Annotated in this window: 22 protein-coding genes and 1 other RNA gene; 6 read left to right on the top strand and 17 right to left on the bottom strand. The window is 62.2% G+C overall.

Features of this window, described 5'->3' with window-relative positions:
* The 9 genes from mraY to rsmI all read right to left on the bottom strand — a co-directional run bounded on the left by mraY (nt 1) and on the right by rsmI (nt 9135).
* The gene (gene mraY / locus DBO86_RS09515; protein WP_003459322.1) at nt 1-1083 is read right to left on the bottom strand and encodes a phospho-N-acetylmuramoyl-pentapeptide-transferase; all 1083 of its coding nucleotides are present in this window, start codon (nt 1081-1083) and stop codon (nt 1-3) included.
* Nucleotides 1084-2454 carry a UDP-N-acetylmuramoyl-tripeptide--D-alanyl-D-alanine ligase gene (locus tag DBO86_RS09510; RefSeq protein WP_108233548.1) on the bottom strand — a complete coding sequence of 457 codons (1371 nt, stop codon included), beginning with the start codon at nt 2452-2454 and terminating at the stop codon, nt 1084-1086.
* Nucleotides 2447-3910, bottom strand: a complete 1464-nt coding sequence (locus DBO86_RS09505; protein ID WP_108233547.1) for a UDP-N-acetylmuramoyl-L-alanyl-D-glutamate--2,6-diaminopimelate ligase — start codon at nt 3908-3910, stop codon at nt 2447-2449. The genes DBO86_RS09510 and DBO86_RS09505 overlap by 8 nt, the downstream gene beginning before the upstream one ends.
* Nucleotides 3910-5637 carry a peptidoglycan D,D-transpeptidase FtsI family protein gene (locus DBO86_RS09500; RefSeq protein WP_108233546.1) on the bottom strand — a complete coding sequence of 576 codons (1728 nt, stop codon included), beginning with the start codon at nt 5635-5637 and terminating at the stop codon, nt 3910-3912. Before DBO86_RS09500 ends, DBO86_RS09505 begins: the two co-directional genes overlap by 1 nt.
* Nucleotides 5634-5927: a cell division protein FtsL gene (ftsL, locus tag DBO86_RS09495; RefSeq protein WP_108233545.1), complete on the bottom strand. Its 294-nt coding sequence runs from the start codon at nt 5925-5927 to the stop codon at nt 5634-5636. Before ftsL ends, DBO86_RS09500 begins: the two co-directional genes overlap by 4 nt.
* Entirely contained in the window at nt 5924-6865 is a 942-nt protein-coding gene (rsmH, locus tag DBO86_RS09490; RefSeq protein ID WP_108233544.1) for a 16S rRNA (cytosine(1402)-N(4))-methyltransferase RsmH, read from the bottom strand. The genes ftsL and rsmH overlap by 4 nt, the downstream gene beginning before the upstream one ends.
* Nucleotides 6866-6867: 2 nt before the next feature.
* Nucleotides 6868-7323: a division/cell wall cluster transcriptional repressor MraZ gene (gene mraZ / locus DBO86_RS09485; protein WP_108233543.1), complete on the bottom strand. Its 456-nt coding sequence runs from the start codon at nt 7321-7323 to the stop codon at nt 6868-6870.
* Between the two features lie 309 nt (nt 7324-7632).
* Nucleotides 7633-7980, bottom strand: an RNA gene (gene rnpB / locus DBO86_RS09480) — RNase P RNA component class A.
* A gap of 255 nt (nt 7981-8235) precedes the next feature.
* Nucleotides 8236-9135, bottom strand: coding sequence for a 16S rRNA (cytidine(1402)-2'-O)-methyltransferase (gene rsmI, locus DBO86_RS09470; protein WP_108233542.1), 900 nt, complete (start codon nt 9133-9135; stop codon nt 8236-8238).
* 89 nt (nt 9136-9224) lie between these two features.
* On the opposite strand from rsmI, the gene DBO86_RS09465 reads away from it, so the two are divergent.
* Genes DBO86_RS09465 through DBO86_RS09450 form a run of 4 tightly spaced genes read left to right on the top strand, consistent with a single transcriptional unit; the run spans nt 9225 to nt 12538 of the window.
* Nucleotides 9225-11033 carry a penicillin-binding protein activator gene (locus DBO86_RS09465; RefSeq protein ID WP_108233541.1) on the top strand — a complete coding sequence of 603 codons (1809 nt, stop codon included), beginning with the start codon at nt 9225-9227 and terminating at the stop codon, nt 11031-11033.
* Nucleotides 11030-11389: a YraN family protein gene (locus DBO86_RS09460; RefSeq protein WP_003459309.1), complete on the top strand. Its 360-nt coding sequence runs from the start codon at nt 11030-11032 to the stop codon at nt 11387-11389. The genes DBO86_RS09465 and DBO86_RS09460 overlap by 4 nt, the downstream gene beginning before the upstream one ends.
* 25 nt (nt 11390-11414) lie before the next feature.
* Nucleotides 11415-12008, top strand: coding sequence for a phosphoheptose isomerase (locus tag DBO86_RS09455; protein WP_003459307.1), 594 nt, complete (start codon nt 11415-11417; stop codon nt 12006-12008).
* Nucleotides 12005-12538, top strand: a complete 534-nt coding sequence (locus DBO86_RS09450; RefSeq protein WP_003459305.1) for a BON domain-containing protein — start codon at nt 12005-12007, stop codon at nt 12536-12538. The genes DBO86_RS09455 and DBO86_RS09450 overlap by 4 nt, the downstream gene beginning before the upstream one ends.
* Before the next feature lie 64 nt (nt 12539-12602).
* Here the strand turns inward: DBO86_RS09450 and DBO86_RS09445 are convergent, their stop codons facing one another.
* From DBO86_RS09445 to rplM, 7 genes are all read right to left on the bottom strand, one after another.
* Nucleotides 12603-13016, bottom strand: coding sequence for a ClpXP protease specificity-enhancing factor (locus tag DBO86_RS09445; RefSeq protein ID WP_003459302.1), 414 nt, complete (start codon nt 13014-13016; stop codon nt 12603-12605).
* A gap of 13 nt (nt 13017-13029) precedes the next feature.
* Entirely contained in the window at nt 13030-13647 is a 618-nt protein-coding gene (locus DBO86_RS09440; RefSeq protein ID WP_003459301.1) for a glutathione S-transferase N-terminal domain-containing protein, read from the bottom strand.
* A 159-nt stretch (nt 13648-13806) separates the two neighbouring features.
* Complete coding sequence (locus DBO86_RS09435; protein ID WP_003459299.1) at nt 13807-14586, bottom strand: cytochrome c1; 780 nt, start codon at nt 14584-14586, stop codon at nt 13807-13809.
* Nucleotides 14586-15797: a cytochrome b gene (locus DBO86_RS09430; RefSeq protein ID WP_108233540.1), complete on the bottom strand. Its 1212-nt coding sequence runs from the start codon at nt 15795-15797 to the stop codon at nt 14586-14588. The genes DBO86_RS09435 and DBO86_RS09430 overlap by 1 nt, the downstream gene beginning before the upstream one ends.
* Nucleotides 15797-16390 (bottom strand): ubiquinol-cytochrome c reductase iron-sulfur subunit, encoded by a 594-nt coding sequence (gene petA, locus DBO86_RS09425; protein WP_108233539.1) that lies wholly within the window; start codon nt 16388-16390, stop codon nt 15797-15799. The genes DBO86_RS09430 and petA overlap by 1 nt, the downstream gene beginning before the upstream one ends.
* A 255-nt stretch (nt 16391-16645) precedes the next feature.
* Nucleotides 16646-17038: a 30S ribosomal protein S9 gene (gene rpsI, locus DBO86_RS09420; RefSeq protein WP_108233538.1), complete on the bottom strand. Its 393-nt coding sequence runs from the start codon at nt 17036-17038 to the stop codon at nt 16646-16648.
* Nucleotides 17039-17052: 14 nt separating this feature from the next.
* On the bottom strand, nt 17053-17481 hold the full coding sequence (gene rplM, locus DBO86_RS09415) for a 50S ribosomal protein L13 (protein WP_108233537.1): 429 nt from the start codon (nt 17479-17481) through the stop codon (nt 17053-17055).
* Between the two features lie 247 nt (nt 17482-17728).
* Between rplM and DBO86_RS09410 the strand changes: the two genes are divergently transcribed.
* Nucleotides 17729-18766: an NADP(H)-dependent aldo-keto reductase gene (locus DBO86_RS09410; protein ID WP_108233536.1), complete on the top strand. Its 1038-nt coding sequence runs from the start codon at nt 17729-17731 to the stop codon at nt 18764-18766.
* Between the two features lie 247 nt (nt 18767-19013).
* On the opposite strand, the gene DBO86_RS09405 is transcribed toward DBO86_RS09410, so the two are convergent.
* Nucleotides 19014-20153, bottom strand: a complete 1140-nt coding sequence (locus DBO86_RS09405; protein ID WP_108233535.1) for an acyl-CoA dehydrogenase family protein — start codon at nt 20151-20153, stop codon at nt 19014-19016.
* A gap of 142 nt (nt 20154-20295) precedes the next feature.
* Here DBO86_RS09405 and DBO86_RS09400 point away from each other — a divergent pair, with 142 nt between their 5' ends.
* The gene (locus tag DBO86_RS09400; protein ID WP_108233534.1) at nt 20296-21303 is read left to right on the top strand and encodes a GlxA family transcriptional regulator; all 1008 of its coding nucleotides are present in this window, start codon (nt 20296-20298) and stop codon (nt 21301-21303) included.
* The last annotated feature ends 14 nt before the right edge of the window (nt 21304-21317 follow it).

The following is a 21317-nucleotide window of genomic DNA, read 5'->3' as shown; positions in this document are numbered from 1 at the left end:
TTACCTCAGTTTCAGGGTGGCCAGGCCGATCAGCACGAGAATCACGGTGATGATCCAGAAACGGACGATCACGCGCGGCTCAGGCCAGCCCCTGAGTTCGAAATGGTGGTGGATCGGCGCCATGCGGAACACGCGCTTGCCGGTCAGCTTGAAGCTGACGACCTGGATGATCACCGACAGGGTTTCCATGACGAACACGCCGCCCATGATGAACAGAACGATTTCCTGACGAACGATCACCGCAATGGTACCCAGCGCGGCACCGAGCGCCAGCGCGCCGACGTCACCCATAAACACCTGCGCCGGGTAGGTGTTGAACCACAGAAAGCCCAAGCCGGCACCGACCAGCGCGGCGCAGAACACGATCAGCTCGCCAGCGCCCGGCACGTAGGGAATCAGCAGGTATTCGGCGAAGTTCACGTTGCCCGACAGGTAACAGAAGATACCCAGCGCGCCGCCGACCATGACGGTGGGCAGAATGGCCAGGCCGTCGAGGCCGTCAGTGAGGTTCACCGCATTGCTGGTGCCGACGATGACGAAGTAGGTCAGCACCACGAAGGCGATGCCCAGGGGAATGGCGACGTCTTTCAGCAACGGCACGATCAGGGTGGTCTCCACCGGGCTCTGCGCCGTCATATAAAGGAAGATGGCCGCCGCCAGGCCGAACACCGACTGCCAGAAATATTTCCAGCGACTCGGCAGGCCGCGCGAGTTCTTCTCGATCACCTTGCGGTAGTCATCGACCCAGCCAATGGCACCGAACAGCAGAGTCACGGCCAGCACCACCCACACGTAGCGGTTGGACAGATCAGCCCAGAGCAGGGTGCTGACGGCGATGGCGGTCAGAATCAGCGCACCGCCCATGGTCGGCGTGCCCTTCTTCGACAGGTGCGATTGCGGGCCATCGTTGCGCACGGCCTGGCCGATCTGACGCACCTGCAGGGTGCGGATCATCCACGGGCCGAGCCACAGCGACAGCGCCAGGGCGGTCAGCACGCCGAGGATGCCGCGCAGGGTCAGGTACTGAAAGACCGCGAAGCCCTTGTGGAACTGTTGCAGGTACTCCGCCAGCAGCAGCAGCATTTAGTGATTCTCCCCAGCTACGTCGCACAGCGCTGCCACGACCTTGTCCATGGCTGCGCTGCGTGAACCCTTGATTAGTAGTGTGCTGCCGGCCTGTTCGGCGCGAAGCGTTTCGATCAGCTCGGCGTGGTCGGCGAAATGACGCCCTTTGGCGCCAAACTCCTCGACTGCGAAGCGCATCAGCGGGCCAACGGCATACAGTGCGTCGACTTTGCCAGCGGCATGCCGACCGACATCGCGATGGCCCTGCTCGGCCCACTCGCCCAACTCGCCCATGTCTCCGAGCACCAGAACGGTGCGCCCGGAAAAGCCGGCGAGTATATCCACCGCAGCGCACATGGCTACAGGGTTGGCGTTGTAACTGTCATCGATCACCCGCACGCCATTTGGCGCCAGTTGCGCGACAGCACGGCCCTTGACCGGTTGCAGATTTTGCAAGCCTTCGGCCATGGCACCCAGCGATATGCCCAGCGCATGAGCGGCAGCGCAGGCCGCCAGGGCATTGGCGACGTTGTGCTCACCGAGCAGATTGAGCTGGATGTGCGCACTGCCAAGCGGGCTGCGCAGGGTGAACCCCTGACAACCGCGCGCATCACGAGCCAGATCGCTGCCATGGAAATCGGCACGGGTGTCGCGCAGGGCGAAGCTCAGCACCTTGCGCCCGGCAGCGCGGCGCTGCCAGGTGATAAAAGCCTTGTCATCCAGATTGAGCACGGCCACGCCATCGTTCGGCAGGCCTTCGAGAATCTCGCCCTTGGCTTCGATGATTTTCTCCGGGCCGCCGAACTCACCGACATGGGCATTGCCGGCATTGGTGATGATCGCCACCTGCGGCCGGGTCAGGCTGACGGTGTAGGCGATCTCGCCGACATGGTTGGCGCCCAGCTCGATCACCCCGGCGCGATGCTCCGGCGCCAGCTCCAGCAGGGTCAGTGGCGCACCGAGGTCGTTATTGAGATTGCCACGAGTGGCCAGAACCGCGCCGCCGAGGCCGGCACGCAGAATGGACGCGAGCATTTCCTTGACGCTGGTCTTGCCACTGGAACCGGTCACGGCAGCCAGCGGGCCGGTAAAGGCCTGGCGGTTCAGCGCACCCAGTTGACCGAGCGCCAGACGCGTGTCGGCCACCAGCAATTGCGGCAACGCTGCATTCGCCACCTCACGCTCGACCAACGCGGCGACTGCACCCTTGACGGCGACGTCGGCCAGATAATCATGGCCGTCGAAGCGCGGGCCGGTCAGTGCCACGAAAAGCTGACCCGCAGCGATGGTGCGGCTGTCGGTGCCAACGGCGGAGAACGCTACATCGCCGCCAATCACGCGAGCGTTCAGGTCGGTGGCGACGTCGCTGAGCAACCAGGGCTTAAGCATGCGCTGCCTCCCAGGCCGCCAGGGCCTTGTTCGCTTCGATCAGATCGGAGAACGGCTGACGCACGCCCATGATTTCCTGATAATCCTCGTGCCCCTTGCCAGCCAGTACCAGCACATCGGCGGCTTCAGCCTGGGCAATCAGCCGCGCGATGGCATCGCCACGGCCGTGAATGAACTGCACCTGCTCCGGCGCTTTGAAACCAGCGCGAATATCGGCAACGATCTGTGCCGGCTCTTCCGTACGCGGATTGTCATCGGTCACCCACACCGCATCGGCCAGGCGCTCGGCAACTGCGGCCATCAGCGGGCGCTTGCCGCGGTCACGATCACCACCGCAACCGAACAGGCAGACCAGACGCCCTTCGACGTGCGGACGCATGGCTTCGAGCACTTTCTCCAGCGCATCCGGGGTGTGCGCGTAGTCGACCACCACCAGTGGCTTGTCGCCGCCACCGAGACGCTGCATGCGGCCCGCTGGCCCCTGCAGTTGCGGCAAGACCTTGAGAATCTCGTCGAGGCCGTAGTCCAGCCCCAGCAGCGCGCCGACCACCGCCAGCAGGTTGCTCAGGTTGAAACGACCGAGCAGATTGCTGCGCAGCATGCCTTCGCCGCGCGGTGTTACCAGGCGTGCACGCACGCCGTGATCGTCGAAGTGTGCTTCGCTGCAATAAACGAAGGCGCTGGCATCGCTGAGGCTATAGCCGATCAGGCGTGACTCGTGCGTTTGCGCGGCTAGCTCACAACCAAAGGCATCATCGAGGTTGATCACTCGGCAACGCAGGTTCGGCCAGGCGAACAGCTTGGCCTTGGCTGCGCCATAGGCCTGCATGCTGCCGTGGTAATCGAGGTGATCGCGCGACAGGTTAGTGAACACCGCCACGTCGAACTCCAGGGCGGCGACACGCCCCTGATCCAAGCCATGGGAGGACACCTCCATGGCCACGGCGCGCGCACCGGCCTGTTTGAGCGAGGCCAGGGTGGCCTGCACCCCGACCGGATCAGGCGTGGTGTGCTTGCCCTGCTCCAGGGCACCGTGGAAGCCATTACCCAATGTGCCGACGATACCGCAGCGCTGGCCGAGCAGATCCAGTGCCTGCGCCAGTAACTGGCTGACACTGGTCTTGCCGTTGGTGCCGGTGACACCGATCAGATGCATCGCGCGGCTTGGCTCACCGTAGAAGCGCCCGGCAATGGCTGAAAGCTGGCCGGCCAGCCCCTTGACCGGAACCAGCACAGCACTCCCCGCATGCATGGCTGCAGCGCCTTCGGCCTCAAAGGCCACCGCCGCAGCGCCACGGGCCACGGCATCGGCGATATGTACACGACCGTCCTGCTGGGTACCCGGCACGGCCAGGAACAGATCACCCGGACGCACCTTGCGGCTGTCCAGAGTCAGTTCCCGAATCAGCACGCTGCTCTCGGCAGCGGGCAACAGTTGATTGAGCGGCATGGGCATCAGTTACGCCCTCCCTGGCCAACGACAGCCATCTTCTGCTCGGGCGGCGGCAGATTGTCAGGCGCGATATTCATCAAACGCAGCGAGCCGGCCATCACCCGGCTGAACACCGGTGCGGAAATCAGGCCGCCGTAGTAGGCCCCCTTGCCCGGCTCGTCGATCACTACCACCAACGCGATACGCGGATCCTGCGCCGGGGCGAAACCGGCGAACAACGAGCGATAGGAGTTGGTCTGGTAGCCCTTAGCTCCGGCATTGGTCTTGCGCGCGGTGCCACTCTTGCCAGCGACGTGGTAACCCGGCACCTGCGCGCGGAACACCCCGCGCGGCGCCTCGACCACCTGCTGCAGCATGCCCTGCAGGGTCTTGGCTACATCGGCTGACATGACCTGCATGGCGCCCGGCTTGCTGTCCACACGAATCATCGACAGCGGCGTCATGCCGCCGCCGTTGGCCAGCGCCGCATAGGCATGCGCCAGCTGCACGGCAGTCACCGAGAGGCCGTAGCCGTAGGACAGCGTGGCGGTTTCCGCCTGTCGCCACTGACGATGGTTGGGCAGATTGCCAACCCGCTCGCCCGGGAAGCCGAGACCGGTGTCACGCCCGAAACCCAGATTGCTCAGGACGTGGTAGATGCTCTCTCCGCCTACGTCAAAAGCGATCTTGCTCATGCCGACGTTGCTGGAGTTGATCAGAATGCCGGTCAGATCCAGCGCGGGACCTTGCGTACGGGATACGTCGCGAATGCTGTAACGGCCAATCTGCAGCGTACCGTTGCCGACCTGAACGATATCGCTGGGCTTCCAGCGTCCGGTCTCCAGCGCAGCAGCCATTGACAGCGGCTTGATGGTCGAACCCGGCTCGAATACGTCGATCATGGCACGGTTGCGCATGGCCGCTGGGGTCAGGCTGCGACGGTTGTTCGGGTTGTAGGTGGGATGATTGACCATCGCCAGCACCTCGCCGGTCTTCACGTCGACCATCACCAGGCTGCCGGCCTTGGCATCGTTCTCCAACAGCGCATTGCGCAGCTCGCGATGAGCCAGGTACTGCAGGCGCAGATCAATGGACAACGCCAAGGCCTTGCCGGCCTTGGCGTTCTGCGCAACCTGTACATCCTTGATCAGCTTGCCACGCCGATCCTTGAGCACCTGGCGCTTGCCCGGCACGCCGGCCAGCCAGTCTTCATAGGCCAGCTCCATACCTTCGCGACCGCGGTCGTCGATGTCGGTGAAGCCCACCACATGGGCCGCCACTTCGCCGGCCGGATAGAAACGACGGAATTCTTCGATGGCATAAACGCCCGGCACCTTGAGATCCAGCACGCTCTGCCCCTTGTCGGGGGTCAGACCACGCACCAGATACATGAACTCGCGTTCCTTGTTCTGCTCCAGGCGTGCGGCGAAGCTGGCGGGATCCTGGCCGAGCGCCGCAGCCAGTGCCGGCCACTGCTGACGCCCCGCCTGCAGCTCCTTGCCACTGGCCCACAGCGTAGTGACCGGCGTGCTGACGGCCAGCGGCTCGCCATTGCGGTCGGTGATCAGGCCACGGTGCGCAGGAATCGGGATATGCCGCACGCTACGCGCATCACCGTGGGCCTTGAGGAAGTCATGGTCGAGCACCTGCAAATCGAGCATGCGCCAGGCAATGGCGCCGACCATCAGCGCCAGCAGCACCAGCACCAGGCGGAAGCGCCAGGGATAGAGTGCGCCTTCGAGGCCGATCATGGACGCACCATGCGCACGGCGGCCGGGTCGGGGATGTGCATTTTCAGCTGCTCGCTGGCCAACGCTTCGATGCGATTGTGCGCGGTCCAGGTGCTCTGCTCGAGAATCAACCGACCCCACTCGGCCTGCGCCTTGTCGCGCACGCTCAGCTCGCCGTACAGCTCATTGAGCAGCTGACGGTTCCAGTGCGCGCTGTAGGACACCGCCAGCGCAGAAACCACAATGGCAATGAACAGCAGCAGCATCAGAAAGCTGCCGCTGGGCATGGATTTGATCAGCCGACGGCTCACCGCAACTTCTCCGCGATGCGCATCACCGCGCTGCGCGAGCGCGGATTGGCCTTGAGTTCAGCGGCGCCAGCGTAGACCGGCTTGCCAATCAGCTTCAGGCGCGGCTCGAAGGCTTTCGGGATGATCGGCAGGTCACGTGGCAGCTTGTCTGCCTCGCCCTTGGCCTGACGCTTCATGAACTGCTTGACGATACGATCTTCCAGCGAATGGAAGCTGATCACCACCAGGCGACCACCCACCTCAAGCGCCTCCAACGCCGCTTCAAGGCCGCGCTCGAGATCACCCAGCTCGTTATTGATAAAGATGCGAATACCCTGGAAAGCACGGGTCGCCGGATTCTTGCCCTTTTCCCAGGCCGGGTTGGCCTCGGTCAGCACCTTGGCCAGATCAGCGGTGCGAGTAAAAGGCTGCTCGGCACGGCGCTGCACCACGGCGCGCGCCATACGCTTGGCGAAACGCTCTTCGCCGTAATCCTTCATCACCCGGGCGATTTCATCTTCGTCCGCCGAGGCAATCCAGTCAGCGGCACTCACGCCGGCATCAGGATTCATGCGCATGTCCAGCGGGCCGTCATTGAGGAAGCTGAAGCCACGCTCGGGGTCGTCCAGTTGCGGCGAGGACACACCAAGATCCAGCAGAATGCCGGAGACCCGACCGGAAATGCCGCGGACAACAGCCTCATCGCCAAGTTCCGCAAAACTGCGCTGCACAACGACAAAGCGGCCGTCTTCGGCCGCCAATGCTTCCCCGGTGGCTATCGCCAGGGGATCCTTGTCGAACCCCAACAACCGCCCGCCTGGCCCGAGCTTCTGCAGGATCAGCCGGCTGTGTCCGCCACGCCCGAAGGTGCCATCCACGTAGCAGCCATCCGCGCGCACAGCCAGCCCCTCGACGGCTTCGTCGAGCAGCACGGTGATATGGCGGAAACTATCGGTCATGGTCACAGGATCAGATCACGCAGGTCATCGGAAAGGGCACCGGGCTGCTTGATGGCAGCGAGGTCGGCTTCGGCTACGGCATTCCAGGAATCTTCATCCCAGAGTTGAAACTTGTTCAGCTGACCGACGAGCATCGCTCGCTTGTCCAGCTTGGCGTATTCGCGCAAACGCGGCGGTACCAGGAAGCGGCCACTGGCGTCCAGCTCGAGATCGACGGCATTACCGATCAGCAGACGCTGCAGGCGGCGGTTCTCTTCACGAAAGGAGGCCAGCTCGCGCAGCTTGCTCTCGATCAGCTCCCACTCGGCCAGGGGATAAACGCAAAGACAGGGGTCGACGGCGTCGATGGTCACGATGAGCTGGCCACTGCAACGCGCAACGAGCTCGTCACGATACCGACTCGGCATCGCGAGGCGCCCTTTGGCGTCGAGACTGATGGCGTTAGCTCCGCGAAACACGGCTGCGCTTCCCCTGTAATTAGCTTTCCATGCCCCAAAAAACCCACTTCATGCCACTTCTTACCACTTGCGCACACTATAGGAACGCGCACGCCCCACCGTCAAGGCGCTCCAGAAGGGAAAAATCCTTACAGGACGGAGATTTAGCGAACAAAAGCGAGGGGAAAAGGCACGCCGGAACTGGCTTTTGACAGATAAATTTCAACCATTCCAGCCGGCTGAAATTCGAACTTAAAGTGATTTATTAAGAGTAAGATTTTTTTGGCATTCAGACGAGCGGGGAATAGAAGGGTATAGCAAGGAAGAAAGGAGGAGAGTCGATCTGTAAGCCGGGTTCTGTCGAGGACAGTCATTCCTCTACGACGTACATCACTGCACGCCTTTAGCAACCTACCCGGTTCCAGCGCGGGCCACGCCGATGGAACCCTATTTGGTCTTGCTCCGAGTGGGGTTTACCTAGCCACGGACTGTTGCCAGCCGTGCGGTGCGCTCTTACCGCACCTTTTCACCCTTACCGGCGCCGAAGCGCTTAGGCGGTTATTTTCTGTGGCACTTTCCGTAGGCTCACGCCCCCCAGGCGTTACCTGGCACTCCGCCCTATGGAGCCCGGACTTTCCTCCCCCTTCTTGCGAAGGCAGCGACTGTCCGATCGACTCTCCGCCGGCAAGGTTAACAAAGCTGCAAGCCGCAAGCTACCGGCGGCAAGCAAAAGCAGCCTGGCGCGCCTAATGCCAATCAGATAAGGCCACCAAAGCGGCCTTTCGTAGGAGCCCCGCCCCGGGGCGAGGCTTGTCAATTGCGCATCACCCTGGTTCGCGGCGAGGCGCCGCCCCTACGCACTGACAGCGTCGACGCTTAACTGGCTGGCATTAGCCCAGCGCGCCCTCTGCAGCGCTCGCTCCCACGACAACCTCATCCCTTGCGCTCCAGCGCCACCTGATAAAGCACATTCTTGCGCACCCCGGTGATCTCCGCAGCCAAGGCTGCCGCACGCTTGAGCGGCATTTCCGACAGCAACAGATCGAGCACGCGCAACGCCTCGGCGCTGACCGCCTCCTCACCTTCCGGCGCCTGCCAGCCTGCCACCAGTACCACGCACTCGCCGCGCTGCTGATTACTGTCTGCCGCGACCCACTCGCACAGTTCGGCCAGCGGCAACCCCTGCAGGGTCTCGAAGGTCTTGGTCAGCTCACGCGCCAACAAGGCAGGGCGATCATCGCCAAATACCTCGCGCATGTCCTGCAGGCATTCGAGAATCCGGTGCGGTGCTTCGTAGAAAATCAGCGTGCGCGGCTCTTCGCGCACCTGCTCCAGGCGCGCACGACGCCCCGCCGCCTTGGCCGGCAGGAAGCCTTCGAAGATGAATCGATCCGATGGCAAGCCAGCAGCCGAGAGCGCCGCGATCAGTGCACAGGCCCCCGGCACCGGCACCACGGCGAAACCAGCCGCACGCGCCTGGCGCACCAGGTGATAACCCGGATCGGAAATCAGCGGCGTGCCCGCATCGGAAATCAGCGCGACATCCTCCCCGGCCTGCAGCCGCGCCAGAAAACGACCGCCCTGATCGCGCTCGTTGTGCTCGTGACAAGCCGCCAAGGGGGTCTGGATGCCAAAGTGCTGCAGCAGGCGCGCCGAATGCCGGGTGTCTTCAGCGGCGATCAGCGCTACCTCGCGCAGAATCCGCAAGGCCCGCGCGCTGATGTCATCCAGGTTGCCAATGGGCGTAGCGACCACATAAAGGCTGCCTGGCTGGACACTTGCGACGGCGGGCTGACTCACTGGAAACACCTCGTTAATTGAAAGAGTGCTCATTCTAGCCGGTTCCGCCCCGGCGGCATCGCACGGATGTCGCCCCTTGGGTACAATCGCCGCTCGTTTTGCTCAAGTATCAGGATGAACCGATGATCGCTAGCCTGCGCCCTCTTTCTGCTCTGTTTCTGGCCGGCCTGCTCGCTGCCTGCGCCAGCTCGCCCTCCAACAACCTGGGCCAGCTGCCACGCACGCCACAAGCTAGCATCGAACAGATGCTCCAGCAGGCTGCCGAGAGCAAACCGGAACAGGCCGCCCTGCTGCACCTCTCTGCCGCCGACCAGAGCTACCAGCAAAATGACGTGGCCCGCGCCACCCGCATTCTCGAGCAGATCGACATTGCCAGCCTGCAACCCGCGCAACAGATCTTCGCCAGCACCCTGAAGGCCGAGCTGGCAATGGCCCGCAAGCAACCCAAGAGCGCCCTGAAAGCGTTGCAGCACCCCAGCTTCGAACGCCTGGCTGAGCTGCCGATCGAGCAACAGATTCGCACCCAACTGGTCCGCGCGCGCGCCCTGGAGGCCGACGGCCAGACCCTGGCCGCCGCCCGCGAGCGCGTATTCATCGCCCCACTGCTGAGCGGCCAGGTCGCGGCCGACAACCACGAAAACATCTGGGCACTGGTATCCAGCCTGCCCGCGCAAACCTCGGCAGGCGCCGACAGCGACCTGGCCGGCTGGCTGGATTTGGCCCGCCGGACCAAAAGCAGCGCCACACTCGAACAGCAGCAGGCCGCCATCGATCAATGGATTGCGCAAAATCCGCAGCATCCGGCCGCCGAACAACTGCCGGAGGCACTGGGAAAACTGCGCGAACTGGCCAGCCAGCCGCTGACCCGCGTCGCCCTGCTGCTCCCCCAGGAAGGTCAGCTGGCCAGCGTTGCCCGTGCCCTGCGTGACGGCTTCCTCGCCGCTCACTACGAAGCTCAGCAGGCCGGGCAGAACCCACCGGAAATCAAGCTCTACGACAGCTCCCGGATTGGCTCGCTGGATGCTTTCTACCAACAGGCACAAGCCGATGGCGTACAGCTGGTGGTCGGGCCGCTGGAGAAACCACTGGTCAAGCAGCTCAGCGACCGCGAGCAACTGCCAATCACCACCCTCGCCCTGAATTACAGCGACGCAGGTCAGGAAGGCCCGGCGCAACTGTTCCAGTTCGGCCTGGCCGCCGAGGATGAAGCGCGCGAAGTGGCTCGCCGCGCCTGGAATGACGGCATGCGCCGCGCCGTGGCCCTGGTGCCGCGTGGCGACTGGGGCGACCGCGTACTGGATGCCTTCCGTCAGAGCTGGCAGGCCCAGGGCGGCACCCTGATCGCGGCCGAACATGTCGACCAGCCGGTGGAGCTGGCGCGGCAGATCGCCGACTTGTTCCAACTGCGCGAAAGCGAGGCCCGCGCGCGCCGCCTGCAAAACACCCTGGGCACCAGCCTGGACGCACAACCGGCGCGGCGTCAGGACGTCGACTTCATCTTCCTCGCCGCCACCCCACAACAGGCCCAGCAGATCAAGCCAACCCTGGCCTTCCAGTACGCTGGCGACGTGCCCATTTACGCCACCTCGCATCTGTTCACCGGCACCCACAGCCAGGCCCAGTACCAGGACCTCGAAGGTATTCGTTTCTGCGAAACCCCCTGGCTGCTCGACACCCACGCGCCGCTGCGCCAGGAAGTCAGCAACCAATGGCCGCAAGCGGGCGGCAGCCTCGGTCGCCTGTATGCCATGGGCGTCGACGCCTACCGCCTGGCACCACGCCTGGCCCAGCTCAAGGCGCTGCCGGAGTCACGCATCGACGGTCTGTCCGGCAGCCTCAGCCTCAACGCCAAGCAGCGCATCGAACGCCAACTGCCCTGGGCCGAGTTCCGCGGCGGCCAGGTTCAACGCCTCCCCGACAGCATCAATTGAGCGCACACAATGATCTGGGCCGTGCCGCCGAACAGGCGGCACGGCAACACCTGGAACGGAATGGCCTGCGCCTGATCGAACAGAACTGGAGCTGTCGCCGTGGCGAGCTCGATCTGGTCATGCTCGACGGCGATACAGTAGTATTCGTCGAAGTCCGCGCCCGTCGCCACAGCGCCTGGGGCGGTGCCCTGGAGAGCATCGATGCACGCAAGCGTGGCAAGCTGGTGATCGCCGCCGAGCTCTTCCTCCAGCAGCACTCGCGCTGGACCCGCCACCCCTGCCGCTTCGATGTGGTCGCCATCAGCACTGACGGCGACGCTCGCCTCGACTGGATCAAGAACGCCTTCGATGCCTGACGGCCGTACATTCAAGGTTTAACCGATGGACATGCAATCCCGAATCCACCAGCTGTTCCAAGCCAGCATCGACACCAAGCAGCAGGCCATGGAAGTTCTGGCCCCCTACATCGAGCACGCCAGCCTGGTGATGGTGCAGGCTCTGCTCAACGAGGGCAAGATTCTTTCCTGCGGCAACGGTGGCTCTGCCGGGGATGCCCAGCACTTCTCCTCCGAACTGCTCAACCGCTTCGAGCGCGAGCGCCCGAGCCTGCCGGCCATCGCCCTGACCACCGACAGCTCGACCATTACCTCGATTGCCAACGACTACAGCTACAACGAAATCTTCTCCAAGCAGATCCGCGCGCTAGGCCAGCCTGGCGACGTGCTACTGGCCATTTCCACCAGCGGCAACTCAGCGAATGTCATCCAGGCCATTCAGGCTGCACATGATCGCGAGATGACCGTCGTCGCCCTCAGCGGCCGTGACGGCGGCGGCATGGCCTCGCTGCTGCTACCGGAAGATGTCGAGATCCGCGTTCCAGCCAAAGTTACCGCACGCATTCAGGAGGTCCACCTGCTGACCATCCACTGCCTGTGCGACCTGATCGACAGTCAATTGTTTGGGAGTGAAGAATGAAGCGTTCCGCCCTGATTCTGGCCGCCCTGGCCGTTACCCTGACTCTGGCAGGCTGCGGCAGCCGCAGCATCGGCAACAAGATCGATGACCAGTTCCTTGGCCCGGAGGTTGCGTCGCGCATCAGTAATGCGCACGCCGACCTGTCCAGCCCGACTTCGCGCATCGTGGTCACCAGCTATAACGGTGTGATCCTGCTCGCCGGACAGACCCCGCGCAGCGAGCTCAAGGATCTCGCGGCGCAAACCGCGCGCGCGGTACAGGGCGTAAAGAAGGTCTACAACGAACTGCAGGTGCAACGGCCGGCGTCCCTGCTGGCACGCAGCAACGACTCGCTACTGACCACCAAGATCAAGACACAGATGATTGCCGATAGCAGCGTACCGAGCGCACGGATCAAGGTCGTCACCGAAAACGGTATCGTCTACCTGCTCGGCCTGGTCACCCGCGAGGAAGCCAACGCTGCCACTCGCGTGGTACAGAGTGTATCGGGGGTACAGAAGGTCATACGCCTGTTCGAATACACGAACTAAGCCACAAGCTATAAGCAAAACGGGCGCCCTGGGCGCCCGTTTTCTTTTGTGCTGCTGCCGATGCCTATTTGACCACTTTCAGACTCGGCCGACCGCTGGGTCGCGACGACTCACCGCCGCCAGGCCCGTCATCATCCGGCCCCGGTTCTTCAGGGCCGCTGGCCACGGAAGGCTCCATGTCAAAAACCATGCCCTGGCCATTTTCCCGCGCGTAGATCGCCAGGATAGCCGCGACCGGAATGTACAGGCTGTGCGCGACGCCACCGAAGCGCCCTTCGAAGCTCACCGCCTGGTTATCCATATGCAGGTGACGCACGGCGCTGGGCGAGGTATTGAGCACGATCTGGCCGTCACTGGCGAAACCCGGCGGCACCTGCACCCCGGGATACTCGGCATTGACCAGCAAATGCGGGGTGCAGTCGTTGTCGACGATCCATTCGTAAAGGGCACGCACCAGGTAGGGACGACTGGAATTCATGACTTCCTCCTTCTCAGCGCATCGCGCGCTCGGCAGCGGAAAGACTGGCCTGAAAGGCCTCTCGGGCGAACTGGCGTTCCATGTAGTCGATCAGGGGCTTGGCCGGACGCGGCAGCTCGATAGCCAATACCGGCAAACGCCAGAGTATGGGCAATAGACAGCAATCGACCAGGCTCAATTCATCGCTGAGAAAGAACGCCTTGTCAGCGAACAGCGGCGACACACCCGTCAGGCTTTCGCGCAGCTCCTTGCGCGCCAGCTGACGCTCGGCTTCCTTGCTGCGCTTGTCGAGTATGCGATCAACCAGCGCGCACCAGTCACGCTGAATACGGTGCATCAGCAGACGGCTGTTGGCACGCGCCACCGGATACACGGGCAACAGGGGCGGATGCGGATAGCGCTCATCCAGGTACTCCATGACCACGGTCGATTCGTACAACGCCAGATCGCGATCAACCAGCGTCGGCACGCTGCCATAGGGATTGGCTTCGGCCAGCTTGGGCGGACAACGCCCCTGCTCGACATCGACGATCTCGACGCTGACACCTTTCTCGGCGAGCACCAGACGCACGCGATGGGAATAGTGGTCGGCGGGGTCGGAGTAGCAGGTCAACCGGTTGGTCACCGCCATGGCGATCCTCCTCGCTTTTTTGATTATCCGGAAACAGGAAAAATTGCCGGAGCAATTCTTTCGTCACAGACGACGACGCTCAGGGCAATCGCCGGAAATGGCAGGCCTGAAGCACCTGCGCGCCCCTCAGGGCGCGCAGGTTGCAGCAGCGTTGACGACTTAGTGAACGTCCTTCCAGTACTCACGCTTGAGCAGGTAGGCGAACACGAAGAAGAACGCCAGGTACAGCAGCACGTAGGTGCCGATGCGCTGGGACTTCAGCTTGACCGGGTTGGCCGAGTAGGCCAGGAAGGTCACCAGGTTCTTGATCTTCTCGTCGAACTCGGCCTCGCTCAGCGTGCCGGTGTTCGGTTCGATGGTCAGCTGATCACAGGCTTCATGCGTGATCGGCGTGCCGGTGAGCGGGTCGAACTGCTTCTTGCCGTTCTCCACCACCTGAACCTGCTTGCAACCAATGACCTGCTTACCCTGCAGAGCGACCAGCACGTTCGGCATACCCACGTTGGGGAAGACCTTGTTGTTGGCCCCCAGCGGACGCGAAGGGTCATCGTAGAAGGTACGCAGATAGGTATACAGCCAGTCGTTGCCACGCACACGAGCAACCAGGGTCAGATCGGGCGGCGCCGCACCGAACCAGGCCTTGGCGTCATCAGGACGCATGCCGATCTTCATGTGATCGCCAATCTTGGCGTCGTTGAACACCAGGTTGTCCAGCATGATTTCGTGCGGGATGCCGAGGTCATCGGCAACGCGCTCGTAACGCTGGTACTGGGCAGCATGGCAGCCCATGCAGTAGTTGGCGAAGGTACGCGCGCCGTCCTGCAGGGCAGCCTTGTCGCGCAGATCGATGTCCACTTTATCCAGCGGATAATTGCTCACGGCGCCCATGGCCAGAGCCGGCAGCGCAGCGAAAACAAATGCAGCAAAGAGCTTTTTCATCAGCCAGTCACCCTTTCCGGAACCGGTTTGGTCTTCTCCATCCTGGTGTAGAACGGCATCAGGATGAAGTACGCGAAGTACAGGAAGGTGCACACCTGCGACAGCAGGGTACGACCCGGGGTCGGCGCCAGCACACCCAGCACGCCCAGAATGACGAAGGAGATGCAGAAGATCACCAGCCAGATCTTGCTCATCCAACCCTTGTAGCGCATCGACCTGACCGGGCTACGGTCGAGCCACGGCAGCACGAACAGCACGGCGATGGCAGCACCCATGGCGACGACACCCAGCAGCTTGTCCGGCACCGCACGCAGAATCGCGTAGAACGGGGTGAAGTACCATACCGGGGCAATGTGATCAGGTGTCTTGAACGGGTTGGCCGCTTCGAAGTTCGGCTTCTCGAGGAAGTAACCGCCCATTTCCGGGAAGAAGAACACCACGAAGCAGAATACGAACAGGAAGACCACGACACCGACGATGTCTTTCACGGTGTAGTACGGATGGAATGCGATACCGTCCAGCGGTACGCCGTTTTCGTCCTTGTACTTCTTGATGTCGACGCCGTCCGGGTTGTTCGAGCCGACTTCATGCAGTGCCAGGATGTGCAGCACGACCAGTCCGAGCAGAACAAGCGGCAGGGCGATCACGTGCAGGGCGAAGAAGCGGTTCAGGGTGATCCCGGAGATCAGGTAGTCACCACGGATCCACTGGGTCAGGTCATCACCGATGACCGGAATGGCACCGAACAGCGAGATGATCACCTGGGCGCCCCAGTAGGACATCTGGCCCCACGGCAGCAGGTAGCCCATGAAGGCTTCAGCCATCAGCACCAGGTAGATCAGCATGCCGAAGATCCACACCAGCTCACGCGGCTTCTGGTAGGAGCCATAGAGCAGGCCACGGAACATGTGCAGGTAGACCACCACGAAGAACGCCGAGGCGCCAGTGGAGTGCAGGTAGCGCAGGATCCAGCCGTACTCGACATCGCGCATGATGTATTCGACGGAGGCAAATGCGCCTTCAGCCGAAGGCTCGAAGCTCATGGTCAGCCAGATACCGGTAACGATCTGGTTGACCAGCACCAGCAAGGCCAGCGAGCCGAAGAAGTAGAAGAAGTTGAAGTTCTTCGGAGCGTAGTATTTGGAGAGATGGTCTTCCCACATCTTGGTGGCGGGGAAGCGCGCATCCACCCATTCCATGAATTTGCTCATCAGGCGTTCTCCTGGTCCACACCGACGACGATGATGTCATCCGTCTCGTAGCTGTACGGCGGCACCGGCAGGTTCAGCGGCGCCGGCTGTGCCTTGTAGACACGCCCAGCCATGTCGTAGCGCGAACCGTGGCAAGGGCAGAAGTAACCACCTACCCAGTCCGGCCCCAGATCGGCAGGCGCCACTTCCGGACGGAAGGACGGCGCACAACCCAGGTGGGTGCACAGGCCTACCAGCACCAGCAGCTCGGGCTTGATCGAGCGAGTTTTCTTGTCCACATATTCCGGCTGCACGGAGGCAGCAGACTCAGGATCGGCGACACTGCCTTCGATCTTGGTCAGATTGGCAAGAATTTCCTCAGTACGGCGCACGATGAACACCGGCTGACCGCGCCACTCAGCAACCATCTGCTGACCTGCTTCGATCTTGCTGACGTTCACCTTCACCGGTGCACCGGCCGCCTTGGCCCTGGCACTGGGGAACCATGACCCCACGAACGGAGTCGCAGCACCTACCGCCCCTGCTGCACCCACCACGGAGGTGGCTGCAACCAGGAAGCGACGCCGGCCTGCATTCACGCCGTCATTGCTCATTCAGTCGTCTCCCATCAGCTTTGTGGCCTGTTGTTCAGGCCTCTACTAAGTAAAAATCGGGCCGCGCAAAAAATTCGCCAAATGGTAAAGAAAAGCCCCTTTTCTGACAAGGTAATTACCTGCCAGGTAAGCCGCGAAGGCCTTGCCGCGCGCGGCTTGCATATATGCGGCACGTTGTCGCAGCACTTTGCCCGCCCCATAAAAAACGCCCAGCTCCGTAAGGAAACTGGGCGCTTTTGGGAAGCGTAGTCGCGATTAACGCTTCGAGTACTGCGGACGCTTACGCGCTTTGCGCAGACCGACTTTCTTACGCTCGACTTCACGGGCATCACGAGTGACGTAACCGGCTTTACGCAGCGGGCTGCGCAGGGTCTCGTCATACTCGATCAGAGCGCGGGTGATGCCGTGGCGAATAGCGCCGGCCTGACCGCTGACACCACCACCGGCAACGGTGACGAAGATGTCGAACTTCTCGGTGGTCTCGGTCAGCTCCAGCGGCTGACGCACGACCATGCGAGCAGTTTCACGACCGAAGAAGGAATCCAGGGCGCGATTGTTGATCGAAATGTTACCAGTACCCGGACGCAGGAAAACGCGCGCGGTTGCGGTCTTGCGACGGCCAGTGCCGTAGTTTTGAGTCGCCGACATAATGAACTATTCCGTTAAATCTTCAGTTCTTGGGGCTGCTGAGCAGTGTGCGGGTGAGTGGCACCCTTGTACACCTTCAGCTTACGGTACATGTCGCGACCCAGCGGGTTCTTCGGCAGCATGCCTTTGACCGCAGTCTCGATCACGCGCTCAGGCGCACGAGCAATCAACTTCTCGAAGCTGATTTCTTTGATGCCGCCCGGGAAACCGGAGTGGGAGTAGTACATCTTGTCGCTGGTCTTGGCACCGGTCACGCGCACCTGCTCGGCATTGATCACGACGATATAGTCACCGGTGTCAACGTGAGGAGTGTACTCAGGCTTGTGCTTGCCACGCAGGCGGCTCGCGATTTCAGTGGCCAGACGACCCAGGGTCTGACCAGCAGCATCAACGACGAACCAGTCGCGCTTTACTGTTTCTGGTTTAGCAGTAAAAGTTTTCATTCTTTATAGCCTCAGGGGCCGCCCAGCAAAAATAGACGGCGGATCTTACTGAATAGTGCGTACTTTGACAAGTCAAAGGCAGCCGCATACGGACGCTATCGGGGGCTCGGGTCAGCGCGTCCACAATACGGCAAGATTCTTCGGCAGGCGGCGCATCACTTCCACCGCAGAAAGAGGTGCCGGATTATCCGGATTGCGAAAAAAATTTCAACCTGCTTGTATGACTCTTTTGCCAAAGGAGTACCTCATGGAATACCGCAAGCTAGGCCGAACCGGACTCGATGTCAGCGCCCTGTGCCTGGGCACCATGACCTGGGGTGAGCAGAACAGCGAGCGCGAAGGCCATGCCCAGATCGAGCGGGCCAAGGCCTGCGGCGTCAACTTCATCGATACCGCCGAAATGTACCCGGTGCCGCCGCGCGCCGAGACCTACAGCAAGACCGAGCAAATCATCGGCAGCTACTTCAGGCAGCGCGGCGACCGCGCCGACTGGATTCTGGCCAGCAAGATCGCCGGCCCCGGCAACGGCATCAGCCACATCCGCGACGGCCAGCTGAAATTCAATCGCCAGCACATCGTCGCCGCCCTGGATGCCAGCCTCAAACGCCTGCAAACCGACTGGATCGACCTGTACCAACTGCACTGGCCGGAACGCCCGACCAACTTCTTTGGCCAGCTCGACTACAAGCACCAGGACGTTGAGTTCACGCCGCTGGAAGAAACCCTGGAAGTGCTCGACGAGCAGGTCAAGGCCGGCAAGATCCGCCATATCGGCCTGTCCAACGAAACCCCGTGGGGCACCATGAAATTCCTGCAGCTGGCCGAAAGCCGTAGCTGGCCGCGCGCCGTGTCGATCCAGAACCCTTACAACCTGCTCAACCGCAGCTTCGAAGTGGGCCTGGCGGAAGTGGCGATTCGCGAGCAGTGTGGCCTGCTGGCCTACTCACCGCTGGCCTTCGGCATGCTCAGCGGCAAATACGAAGGTGGTGCCCGCCCGGCCGGCGCGCGCATCAGCCTGTTCAGCCGCTTCGCCCGCTACACCAATCCGCAAGCCGAAGCCGCCTGTTCACGCTACGTGGCCCTGGCCCGCGAACACGGCCTGGATCCCGCGCAGATGGCCCTGGCCTTCGTCACCGCGCAGCCTTTCGTGACCAGCAACATCATCGGCGCCACTAGCCTGGAGCAACTGGACAGCAACCTGGCCAGCGCCGAGCTGAAGCTTTCCGAAGAAGTGCTCGCGGGTATCGAAGCGATCCACAAGGGGCAGCCCAACCCGGCCCCTTGACCCGCCACGCAACGAGAAAGCCCGGCATTGCCGGAATGCTGTTCACTTAAGGTTGCACACGCTTGGCTCCCCTCTCCCATTTATGGGAGAGGGGCTGGGGGAGAGGGCTGAAAACACCGCAAAACTGCCAGTTTTCCCCTCTCCCTAACCCTCTCCCCAAAGGGGCGAGGGGACTAATCGCGTCCGACCATTGCTTATGTGAACAGCATTACGGCAATGCCGGGCTTTTTCTTGCCATCAGCCGCCCTCAGACCAGCGAACGAGCGATGATCTCCTTCATGATCTCGTTGGTGCCGGCGTAGATGCGTTGCACCCGCGCATCAGCCCAGGCCCGCGCCACCGGATATTCCCACATGTAGCCGTAGCCGCCATGCAGCTGCACGCACTCGTCGAGCACCCTGCACTGCAGATCGGTGCTCCAGTACTTGAGCATCGCCGCCGTCGGCACATCCAGCTTGCCTTGCAGGTGCAGCGCCAGGCAGCGGTCGATGAACACCCGACCGACCTGAATCTCCGTCGCCATCTCGGCGAGCTTGAAGCGGGTGTTCTGGAAGTCCGCCACGGCCTTGCTGAAAGCCTTGCGCTCACGGGTGTAGTCGAGCGTCCACTGCAGCGCCGCTTCGGCCGAAGCCAGGGCACCGATGCCCACGGTCAGACGCTCCTGCGGCAACTCCTGCATCAGGTAGGCGAAGCCCATCCCGGGCTGCCCCAGCAGATTTTCTTTGGGCACGCGCACGTCCTGGAAAAACAGCTCGGAGGTGTCCTGCGCCTTCATGCCGACCTTTTCCAGGCGCTTGCCCTTGGAAAATCCGGGGGTATTGGCCTCGACCAGGAACAGGCTGGTGCCTTTGGCGCCAGCCTTGGGATCGGTCTTGGCCACGACGATCACCAGATCGGCCAGCCAGTCGTTGGTGATGAACGTCTTCGAGCCATTGATCACGTATTCGTCGCCATCGAGCACCGCAGTGGTCTTCACGCCCTGCAGGTCGGAACCGGCACCCGGTTCGGTCATGGCGATGGCGGTGACCATCTCGCCGCTCACCAACTTGGGCAGGTAATGTTGCTTCTGCGCCTCGCTGCCGTAATGCAGGATGTAGGGCGCAACGATATCCGAGTGCAGGGAAAATCCAATGCCGGTCAGACCCAGGCGGCCGATCTCCTCGATCACCACGGTGCTGTAGAGGAAATCAGCCGCCATACCGCCATACGCCTCGGGAATATGCGAACAGAGCATGCCGGCCTCGCCCGCCTTGTTCCACAGCGCACGGTCGACATGACCGTCCTTCTCCCACCGCTGGTGATAAGGCACGGCCTCCTGCTCGAGAAACTTGCGCACGCTATCGCGGAACAGTTCGTGATCGGAGCTGAATAGGGTTCTGGGAATCATGGCGCTACCTGTGTCTGATGGTCGAAAAAGCAGACTTCGACTTTAGCCAAGCAAACGCTTGGTCACACTGGACACAAGCGCCAAAAAATAAGACGATCCAGCCGCTGCATGACCACTACGCCTTGAACAAGAATAATTACTTATGGTTATCCCACAGCCGCGTACGACTTTGCGCCGCGTCAGTATTCTCGCCACCGATGGCGTGTTCGCCTCCACCCTGCTGCAGGCCAAGGACTTCTTCCACATGGCCGGCATTCGCCATGCCAAACAGCAGGGGCTGGGCCTTGAGCCGCCGTTCGAGATCCACCTGGTCAGCCCCGATGGCCAGCCAGTCAACAGCTTCAGCAATGTACGCCTGCCGGTAGACGGCGGGCTGGATAGCTGCGATGTAATCATCCTGCCGGCCTTCTGGGGCGACTTCGATGCCCTCAGCCGCCGTTATCCACAGGTACTGGACTGGCTCAGGCGCCAGCACGCCAGCGGTGCGGCGATCTGCGGCGAGGCCAGCGGCGTATTCTGGATGGCCGAAGCCGGCCTGCTCGACGGCAAGGAAGCGACCACCTACTGGCGCTTCTTCCGCGAGTTTGCCGAGCGCTTTCCCAAGGTACTGCTCAATCAGGACAAGCACCTGTCCGATGCCGACAACCTGTATTGCGCGGGGGGCGTCACGTCGGCCTGCGACCTGTATATCTACCTGATCGAGCGTTACTGCGGCGCCGGCGTGGCCCAGGGCGTGGCGCGCGACATTCTCTACGAAGTGCAGCGCAGCTACACGCCCGGGCGAATTGGCTTCGGCGGCCAGAAGCTGCATCAGGACGTCACCGTGCTGCAGATCCAGCATTGGCTGGAGGAGCACTATGCCGACAAGTTCCGCCTCGAGGACGTGGCGCGCGAACATGGCATGAGCATTCGCAATTTCATGCGCCGTTTCCAGGGGGCGACCGGCGACAAACCGCTGCACTACCTGCAACGCCTGCGCATCGAGACGGCAAAGAGCCTGCTCTCCTCAACGCGCAAGAGCATCAAGACCATCAGCTACGAAGTCGGTTACGACGACGCCAGCTTCTTCGCCCGCCTGTTCCGCCAGCACACCGAGCTGTCGCCGAACCAGTATCGCCGGCAGTTCCAGCAGAAGGATTACCAGGACTGAGCGCAACGCGCCGG

The sequence above is a fragment of the Ectopseudomonas oleovorans genome, from assembly GCF_003052605.1.
Taxonomy (GTDB): domain Bacteria; phylum Pseudomonadota; class Gammaproteobacteria; order Pseudomonadales; family Pseudomonadaceae; genus Aquipseudomonas; species Aquipseudomonas oleovorans_A.
This window is presented reverse-complemented; position numbering and strand designations above follow the sequence as displayed.

Bases quoted from the DNA above. Each gene is read 5' to 3' on its own strand.
- mraY (WP_003459322.1), bottom strand. From the start codon at position 1,083: ATGCTGCTGCTGCTGGCGGAGTACCTGCAACAGTTCCACAAGGGCTTC.
- DBO86_RS09510 (WP_108233548.1), bottom strand. From the start codon at position 2,454: ATGCTTAAGCCCTGGTTGCTCAGCGACGTCGCCACCGACCTGAACGCT.
- DBO86_RS09505 (WP_108233547.1), bottom strand. From the start codon at position 3,910: ATGCCCATGCCGCTCAATCAACTGTTGCCCGCTGCCGAGAGCAGCGTG.
- DBO86_RS09500 (WP_108233546.1), bottom strand. From the start codon at position 5,637: ATGATCGGCCTCGAAGGCGCACTCTATCCCTGGCGCTTCCGCCTGGTG.
- rsmH (WP_108233544.1), bottom strand. From the start codon at position 6,865: ATGACCGATAGTTTCCGCCATATCACCGTGCTGCTCGACGAAGCCGTC.
- rsmI (WP_108233542.1), bottom strand. From the start codon at position 9,135: ATGAGCACTCTTTCAATTAACGAGGTGTTTCCAGTGAGTCAGCCCGCC.
- DBO86_RS09465 (WP_108233541.1), top strand. From the start codon at position 9,225: ATGATCGCTAGCCTGCGCCCTCTTTCTGCTCTGTTTCTGGCCGGCCTG.
- DBO86_RS09455 (WP_003459307.1), top strand. From the start codon at position 11,415: ATGGACATGCAATCCCGAATCCACCAGCTGTTCCAAGCCAGCATCGAC.
- DBO86_RS09450 (WP_003459305.1), top strand. From the start codon at position 12,005: ATGAAGCGTTCCGCCCTGATTCTGGCCGCCCTGGCCGTTACCCTGACT.
- DBO86_RS09445 (WP_003459302.1), bottom strand. From the start codon at position 13,016: ATGAATTCCAGTCGTCCCTACCTGGTGCGTGCCCTTTACGAATGGATC.
- DBO86_RS09440 (WP_003459301.1), bottom strand. From the start codon at position 13,647: ATGGCGGTGACCAACCGGTTGACCTGCTACTCCGACCCCGCCGACCAC.
- DBO86_RS09435 (WP_003459299.1), bottom strand. From the start codon at position 14,586: ATGAAAAAGCTCTTTGCTGCATTTGTTTTCGCTGCGCTGCCGGCTCTG.
- DBO86_RS09430 (WP_108233540.1), bottom strand. From the start codon at position 15,797: ATGAGCAAATTCATGGAATGGGTGGATGCGCGCTTCCCCGCCACCAAG.
- petA (WP_108233539.1), bottom strand. From the start codon at position 16,390: ATGAGCAATGACGGCGTGAATGCAGGCCGGCGTCGCTTCCTGGTTGCA.
- rpsI (WP_108233538.1), bottom strand. From the start codon at position 17,038: ATGTCGGCGACTCAAAACTACGGCACTGGCCGTCGCAAGACCGCAACC.
- rplM (WP_108233537.1), bottom strand. From the start codon at position 17,481: ATGAAAACTTTTACTGCTAAACCAGAAACAGTAAAGCGCGACTGGTTC.
- DBO86_RS09410 (WP_108233536.1), top strand. From the start codon at position 17,729: ATGGAATACCGCAAGCTAGGCCGAACCGGACTCGATGTCAGCGCCCTG.
- DBO86_RS09405 (WP_108233535.1), bottom strand. From the start codon at position 20,153: ATGATTCCCAGAACCCTATTCAGCTCCGATCACGAACTGTTCCGCGAT.
- DBO86_RS09400 (WP_108233534.1), top strand. From the start codon at position 20,296: ATGGTTATCCCACAGCCGCGTACGACTTTGCGCCGCGTCAGTATTCTC.